7 protein-coding genes and 1 pseudogene are annotated in these 7,798 nt (G+C 47.0%); 3 read left to right on the top strand and 5 right to left on the bottom strand.

From position 1 onward, the window contains the following. Positions 1–141 precede the first annotated feature (141 nt). Both C7N83_RS12165 and C7N83_RS12160 read right to left on the bottom strand, forming a co-directional pair. Positions 142–1,626 (bottom strand): surface lipoprotein assembly modifier, encoded by a 1,485-nt coding sequence (locus C7N83_RS12165; RefSeq protein WP_106742953.1) that lies wholly within the window; start codon positions 1,624–1,626, stop codon positions 142–144. Positions 1,627–1,744: 118 nt separating this feature from the next. Next, entirely contained in the window at positions 1,745–2,953 is a 1,209-nt protein-coding gene (locus C7N83_RS12160) for a transferrin-binding protein-like solute binding protein (RefSeq protein WP_245911226.1), read from the bottom strand. Positions 2,954–3,457: 504 nt separating this feature from the next. Here C7N83_RS12160 and lspA point away from each other — a divergent pair. Together lspA and ispH are read left to right on the top strand one after the other, a co-directional pair. Beyond that, entirely contained in the window at positions 3,458–3,958 is a 501-nt protein-coding gene (lspA, locus tag C7N83_RS12155; RefSeq protein WP_106742951.1) for a signal peptidase II, read from the top strand. A gap of 24 nt (positions 3,959–3,982) precedes the next feature. After that, positions 3,983–4,951 (top strand): 4-hydroxy-3-methylbut-2-enyl diphosphate reductase, encoded by a 969-nt coding sequence (gene ispH, locus C7N83_RS12150; protein ID WP_106742949.1) that lies wholly within the window; start codon positions 3,983–3,985, stop codon positions 4,949–4,951. 88 nt (positions 4,952–5,039) lie between these two features. On the opposite strand, the gene rarD is transcribed toward ispH, so the two are convergent. Continuing rightward, positions 5,040–5,933: an EamA family transporter RarD gene (gene rarD / locus C7N83_RS12145; protein WP_106742948.1), complete on the bottom strand. Its 894-nt coding sequence runs from the start codon at positions 5,931–5,933 to the stop codon at positions 5,040–5,042. Positions 5,934–6,236: 303 nt separating this feature from the next. Between rarD and C7N83_RS12140 the strand changes: the two genes are divergently transcribed. After that, positions 6,237–6,548, top strand: coding sequence for an Lrp/AsnC family transcriptional regulator (locus tag C7N83_RS12140; RefSeq protein WP_245911225.1), 312 nt, complete (start codon positions 6,237–6,239; stop codon positions 6,546–6,548). A gap of 218 nt (positions 6,549–6,766) precedes the next feature. Here the strand turns inward: C7N83_RS12140 and C7N83_RS12135 are convergent, their stop codons facing one another. Then, complete coding sequence (locus tag C7N83_RS12135; RefSeq protein ID WP_106742946.1) at positions 6,767–7,093, bottom strand: hypothetical protein; 327 nt, start codon at positions 7,091–7,093, stop codon at positions 6,767–6,769. A 32-nt stretch (positions 7,094–7,125) separates the two neighbouring features. Then, positions 7,126–7,548, bottom strand: a pseudogene (locus tag C7N83_RS12130) (transposase family protein); the annotation flags it as partial. Between the last annotated feature and the right edge of the window lie 250 nt (positions 7,549–7,798).

Here is a 7,798-nt window from a genome sequence, read left to right as displayed (position 1 = left end):
AGGAAAGGCGGTTGGCAAACCCACCTGCCAACCGGGAAAAACGCGACCGAAAAAAACGCTTGCTTAGGTACGCCGGGTAATCGGTTCTTGGACGTATTCAACCGTTGCTGCACTTGGCAGGTGAATCCAAAGGCTTTTTGATTAAAACGTTTTACCCAATTCGACAAACATGCGGCTTTTGCCGTATTCGTGAAACTTATCGTTGCTCAGGTTTTTATGATGCGACACTGTCAGCCTCGGCGTAATGCCTTTAAAATGTACCGCACGATGCCAAAGCGACAAAGTCACTCCTAATTCCTTATCCTGCCGCTTGTCTCCGTTGCTGAAAAAGCTCGTTTCGTCATAATGGCGTTTGGCGGCATTCAGTTGCAAACGGCTCGACAAACCACCCTGCCATTCCTGCCCCCATGCCGCACGTAAGCCATAGCGGTCAAAGCTTTCCGAATGGTCGTCTTTATTGCGTTCGCGATACCAATCTGTACCCGTCAGCCAATATTGGCGGGCACCGGCATAATACACCAACGATGCACTAAACAAACGGCTTTGGTTATCAGCATCTTTTCTTCGGGTATTTTTCAGACGGCCAAATTCTGCTGCTGTCAAAGTTTGGATTTTCGACGTATGCCAACGGTTCCAATGCAGGCGAACGCCGTTGGTATGGGTATAGGGATCATTGCCATAAAAACGCCGTTCATGAAACGGTGTTACCCCCACATCGGTGCGCTGGTCGGCATGGCCGATACCCATCGATACCCGACCGATTAAATCGTTATAATCCGTGCGGTTCGGATAAACCTTACCGTAAACATCGGCCCCCGCCGTGGCATACCAGCCTTTGGGCAGCGACCATTTTTTTTCGGTACCGATTTGATAGTTGACCGCAGTGGCATCAATCGGCACGTTAAATGTCCAACCACGGAAACAATCGTCATCAGGATTAATGCTTTTTGCCACCTTACATTGTTCTGCCGCCAAATGCTCGCCCAAACGGCGTTGACGCGGTGCCTGATTGATATTCTGCTCCCGGGTAATATTTAACGATGCATTAAACTTCCACGAATCGCGTTCCCGTAAAGCCTTACGGTAGGCGTCGATCTCCATTTTCACCGTCTCAGGCATGTCTTCGCTCTGCAAACGGTCAAACTGGTCGGCCGCCGCTTCGTTCTGCTTGTTTTCAAACAAGGCTTTGGCCAACTGCAAACGTACCATCGGCGCATTCGGGTTTTCGGCGATAAAGTCGCGGTACACATTCACCGCCTCACCCGCCTTGCCTTCGCCCTGCGCCAACAAACCGCGGGCATAACGCGCCATTGCCTGATCGTGTTGCGACCATTTTTCATAAATCGGCAACACTGCTTTAATGCCTGTAATATTCTGCGCCACTACGGCAGAATACATTGCCCGCTCCAACAAATCGGTATTGGACAGCAGAATCTCCTCATCTACCTGCAATACTTTTTCAAACGGCTTGGCCGCCTCTTTGACATGCGCCGGAAGCCCTTGTATTTTCGGTTCAGCCACATTAATCTTCAATTCCACTTCCTTCCGCGGCTCAAACGGTCTGACCGCTTCCGCCGCAGACGCCACGGCCGGACACAACAGCCACCACAACATCGCTTTTTTCATGACTTAAACCCATATTTTCCAAAATATTTCAGCCCTTTAACTTATATGAAATATGTATCTTATTCAGACAAACAGGCCGTCTGAAACCTTTTCAGACGGCCTGCATACAACTTAAAGATTATTGGCGTTTTGCACCATAACCACCGATTAACTGCTCGGTATTGGCGGCATTCTTCAGGCCGTAAATACCGCCGATTTCAGCGGCTCCTGCGCCATAAAATTTACCGTTTAATTCACCGGTCATGCCATTGGCTGTTGTAGCGGTGCCTTTGAACTGATTATGGTTCGACCATTTGGCATTAGCTTTGATATCATAATCGGCCGCTTTGGTATCAACACGGAAACCATTGGCACCAATCGCACGGAAATGGGTATTGCTGGTCTCAAAACGTACACCTTTCTTGGCAAAATCCACTACGGCTTTCACATCGGCAGTTACTTGTTTTTGCGTACTATTCTGAACCAAATAAGCCGTGGCCAAACCGTTATAGGTTGCCGTACCGCTCTGTGGCAAGGCTGCATAAGGTGTTTCATCCCCCAAGCTTTGGTAACCGTGAATCACGCCGTTTTTCGGATTGAGATAATGGGCAAAGGTTTGGTAAGTCCAACCTGCAGCGGCCGAATCGTGTAGAACGATTTGCGTACCATCAGTAAACTTCACGATATACACACCATCGAATTTTTTATCGAACACCAAGCCATTTTTATCCTTTCGGATATAAGCTATATTCCGTGTACTTGCATCTTCTTTTGTGGTACCACCAGAGTAAGCCTTTGCAATTACTGAACCTGGCGCGGTGAAATTCACTTGAGTAGCGCCATTGTTAGTAGTTACTACGCCATCTAACTGAACTTCATCATTAGGCTTAAATTCCAAAGAACTAATCAACCCGTTTTGATCGTAGGTAAATGTTTTTTTACCATCAATATTGCGTAGTTGGACATTCGGATTGTTTTGCTGTGCGGATGAAGAAGAAATAAACGAAGTATGCGGCGGCGTCGGCAGATTCAAAGCCTGCAATGAATTATTATCAATAATCACATTTTTTGACAGCTCATTCAGTTTGGCTGCAGCCTTGGCATCTAGCCAAGTTTTTTGGGCATCGGTCAAATTACCATAAGCAGTAACAGCCTTGTCAAAAGCAGCTTCTTCATCTGCAGTATCCACTTCGGTGGCTGTCGCAGGCAGAGCGGCAATTTGTTTTTCTAATTCAGTTGCTGCTGCATTTGCAGCCTTAATAGCTGCTTCCAAAGACTCAAGTTTCTTCAAAGAATCCGGTAAAATCAAAGATTGTGAAGAACCCAAAGCTTTATATGCAGCTCTCACTTGCTCAACCGCCGCAACGTCAGAAGCTTGAACATTATTTGCCTCAGGCAGCTTGGCAATACGATCAATTACACTCCGTACGCTGACAGCATTATTGACCAATTCGGCACCTGGAGACGAACCACCGCCGCCACCGCAAGCAGATCAAACCGCTGCACTAATAGCAATAACTAAAATCTCCCTCATTTTCGCATTCCGTAACATATCTAAAATCCCTTTCTTTTTAAAAAACACCAGCCGAATAAAATATTTATTCTCTTGGCAACTAAAATGAATTAAATGGTATAAAATAGGATTAAGCGGTATAGTAACATAATTCCTTGTATAATTACAAAAGAAAATTAAATTTTACATTCAAAAGAGAATTTATCGACTTCCAAACGACAACAGACATCCTGCTTTCAATGATTTTTTTCAAATGACTCCATGCTTAGGAAATTCAAAACATTTCACGTCTGCTTTCAGGTAGAATAACGTCTTGACCGACTTCAGGCCGTCTGAAACATGAGTTCTAAAATTCCTTATCTGCTGCTGGTTTTGGTGGCAATCGCGCTGGATCAAATCACAAAAATTTGGACGCTGGCGAATTTCCAATATCAAGAACGTACCAACATCATTCCCGGTTTTTTTGACTGGACACTGGTATTCAATCCGGGGGCGGCGTTTAGTTTTTTGGCTGACCAAGGCGGTTGGCAGAAGTATTTCTTTTTGACACTGGCTTTGGTGATTAGCGGCTATTTGTGGCGCGGCACTATAAAAAATGATTTTGCGCGCTGGGGGAAAATCGGGGCGGCGATGATTATCGGCGGGGCCATCGGCAATGCTATTGACCGTATAGCTTATAGCCATGTAGTTGATTTTTTATTATTTTATTGGCAAGATTGGTATTATCCTGCGTTTAATATTGCCGACAGCTTTATCTGCGTGGGTGCGGTATTGTTGATATTGGATGGTTTTTCAAGCAAACATAAAAAAAATGCGGCGGCAGATAACAAGGCCGTCTGAAACTGAATTTTTCGGAATACACACATGACAAGCAAAACCATTATGCTGGCCAATCCGCGCGGCTTTTGTGCCGGCGTTGACCGTGCCATCAGCATTGTCGAACGGGCGCTGGAAGAATACGGCGCGCCGATTTATGTGCGCCATGAAGTGGTGCACAATAAATTCGTGGTAGACAATCTGCGCGACAAAGGGGCGGTTTTTATTGAGGAATTGTCGGAAGTTCCGGCAGGCGCAACGCTGATTTATTCGGCACACGGCGTATCGAAAGCGGTGCAGGAGGAGGCAGAAAAGCGCGGTTTCCGTGTATTTGATGCGACTTGCCCTCTGGTAACCAAGGTGCATAAAGAAGTGGCGCGTTTGGATGCGCAGGATTATCAAATCATTATGATCGGCCACAAAGGCCATGTTGAAGTGGAAGGCACGATGGGGCAGCTTCCGCCCGGCAAAATGCTGCTGGTGGAAGTGGTGGAAGACGTGGCAGCATTGGAAGTAGCCGATCCCGACAAACTTGCTTATGTCAGCCAAACCACTTTATCGGTTGATGAAACAAAAGACATCATCAATGCGCTCAACGCGCGTTTCCCAAATATCCGCAATCCGCATAAAGAAGACATTTGCTACGCCACCACCAACCGTCAAAAAGCGGTGAAAGATTTGGCAGCGGAATGTGATATTGTGATTGTAGTCGGCTCGCCCAATTCCTCCAACAGCAACCGCTTGCGCGAAGTGGCAGCCATTCGCGGCGTGGATGCTTATATGGTTGATAATGCCAGCTATCTGCAGAAAGAATGGTTTGACGGCAAAGCCAAAGTCGGTGTGACTGCGGGAGCCTCCGCGCCGGAAGTGTTGGTGCGGGAGGTGTTGGAAACCATCCAATCCTGGGGACACGATACTGTGTGCGAGGGCGAAGGCGCGGAAGAAAGCATTGTGTTTGTCTTGCCAAAAGAGCTGCGCCGCGAAGGTGAAAACAAGCAGATTTTGAATAAAGGTTAACCTGCCCTTCGCAATAGTAACAGGCCGTCTGAAAGATGATTTTCAAACGGCCTGTTCTGTATGGTTTTGATTTTTTTCTTTTCTGCTTTCAGGCGATCTGTGGTTTAGTCATACTCCGCCAACCGTTGTACATCATGATACACAAACCTATCCAAATCAAACCGTAGCTGACCAAGGCTTGCGCTTCCAGCGGCTCCTCCAACAGGGTAACCGACACCACAAACAGCAAAATCGGTTCGAGATAACTCAACATGCTGAATACCGCCACCGGCAACTGTCCGTTGGCCTGTAAATTCAAATACATTGCGACTGCGCTGTTTATGCCGAGCAATACTACGAAAAACCACAAATGCGGATGCGCGGCCAGTATGTCCAAGCTTGCCGATTGTGTCAAAATATACACCAGCATAAACGGTGCAATCAGCATCAAATCAATGAACAACCCGACCAGCGAAGGGACGCCCAAGCCGCGGCGAAAAAGATAATAAACGGGATAAGTGGCAAATACCCACACCGTCGCCCATGAAAATGCTGCCGAATGCAGTAGCGACCATGCCACGCCTGCGCATGCAAATGCTACTGCCCAATGCTGTAAACGGTTCAACCGTTCTTGAAACCATATGCGTCCGGCCAGCATCATGGCTAAGGGAAACAAAAAATAGCCGGCCGCCACATTCAAGCCTTCACCGTTGACCGGTGCCCAGACAAACAGCCAAAGCTGGCTGGCCAAAATCGGCGTAGGCATCACAACCAGCAGGCAGCGTTTCCAGTTTGTCCCGACACTCAAGGAAAATGAACGCGCCGCCGGCCAACTTCGGGTCATATTCATCAGTGCAAACAGCGCAAACAACATCGCCACCATACGCCAGGCAAACACATCCGTCCCGGTCATCGGCCGCATCCATAAGCCGTATAAAAACAGCATAGCAAACAGGATATTGGAACAAACGGCAGCTAAAACGCCTTTAGTCATAATACTCATTTTTCAGACAGCCTTGTCTATAAAACAAACATAGGAAGTGAATATTTTAAACGATACGATATGAAAAAATTTCTCATATTTTGGAACTCAAGATCAGAGATTTTGCAAAATATCGGGTTTTAATTTGATTATTCTTCATATTTCAAAGGCTGTCTGGAAAAATGGAGCTTTTACAAGCTTGATAAAAGCATTCCCAACATTCTGCAACCGCAAGCCGATATTTCATTGAAAATGCCGGCCGAAGCGGACCACTCCTCCGTAACAACCTGCCAATACCGCACCCGTATTCTTACCGAATAAGGTGTGATTTCGCGGCAAATGGTACTGGTTTCTCTGCAAGCAGTCGGGTTCGGCATCAGTATGTTTGTGCAAATCGAACTTGAACACCGGCAGCATAATGTACAAGAAGCATCCGAACGTGCCATGAATCAGGAACAACACATAATGGGTCGCTATGGAGTTTCCGGAGATGATGATTTTCTGTTGCTGGTGCATTGCGCCGATATGCCGGTTTATCACGCTTCTACCTGCCGGATACTAACTGCGGAAAACAATGTGCGCAATTTTAAAAGTCAGTTTGTAATGAATTTTGCCAAAGCTGAAAACAAAGATTGAATTATAGACGGTCGAATCAATGAAACAAGCCGGGTGTAAGAAACAGCCGCGTTGTTTACACAACAGATTGGGCAATGATGCCTGTAAAACCCCGAAAAGCATATCACCTTTCAAACCCTTATGCGGCTTAACCGGATGATAAAAATTCACAAAACGGCATAACGCCTTTTGCCGGTGTTCCGAATCCTTAAACGCAAACTTATCCTGCCCCATTTCCATTAAGTTGCGGATAACCCGCTCTGCTTGACGTCAGTCTGTGGCCAGGCAATACGGGGAAACCTGTTTTGCACACAGGCAGCCGCAAACAGATGCGCCGCATGGTCCCGATATTCCATGCCTTTATCAGCGTGAGCACACCCGATGGTATACAGGCAGCAATCGACTACATCTTGTTCAGTCATGTAACGGTCTTTCAGGGTAGCAATAGCAAAACTACTCAGATTCAGGTAAGTCCTTCCGTAAGTCATTAATGTCACGAAGAACGTGACCGCTGTTAACAATAAAAGGGGCTTTATGAATAACTCCATACCCAGTAGTGAGCTCATGCATGTCTTCCTTGGACAAGCTCAATATGCCGCAGAAATTTGGCCGCACCTGCGACAGTAGGGTCCGGCAGAATAGCCGCATACCGTTCGCGGGAACAGTCATCAATGGCGGCAGACAGGCAATCCCCCGGGTCAGTTGTTTTTTGATTCTGCAGTAAAGGCAGCCGCTTGGTGTCGAAATGCACCGTTTCACCCGGATAAGGATTGTTCTCATGTTTTGCCTGCTTCTTGAGCTTTTCTTCGATTTCCCGCCCGACTTTGGCCAAACGCTTCATGCCCTATTTGGTTTGTTTTAAACGGTTGCCGGTACTGTTTTGCGGTGTCGGCAGTTGCCATCGTACCGCCTTCAGGATACGGCAGATGGTCACTCTGCCGGCGGGGTAACGCTGTGTATCGGCGCGTCAAACGGCTTGGCGGTTGTGCGGGGTAAGGCGGGTGTTTTTATGGATATTCATGCAGTATTGTCTTTCAAATACGGTAAACACCGCCGGCTTTTCTTACACGTACAATCTTTTCAGACGGCCTGAGACCTTTGTAAAACCCTTTCCAACCGACAAAAGGTTAATGGCTGCTAAAACAACCCAACCTTTTCCCAAACCCCTAAAATCCCCTAAATTCCTTTGAAACCGGATTTTAGAGGATTCTCCCCATGGGCCGCTTTTTCAAACAAACTACCGAAACCATGATTGCCAAACATATTGACCG

This window comes from Neisseria iguanae (genome assembly GCF_003013245.1).
Classification (GTDB): Bacteria; Pseudomonadota; Gammaproteobacteria; order Burkholderiales; family Neisseriaceae; genus Neisseria; species Neisseria iguanae.
This window is presented reverse-complemented; position numbering and strand designations above follow the sequence as displayed.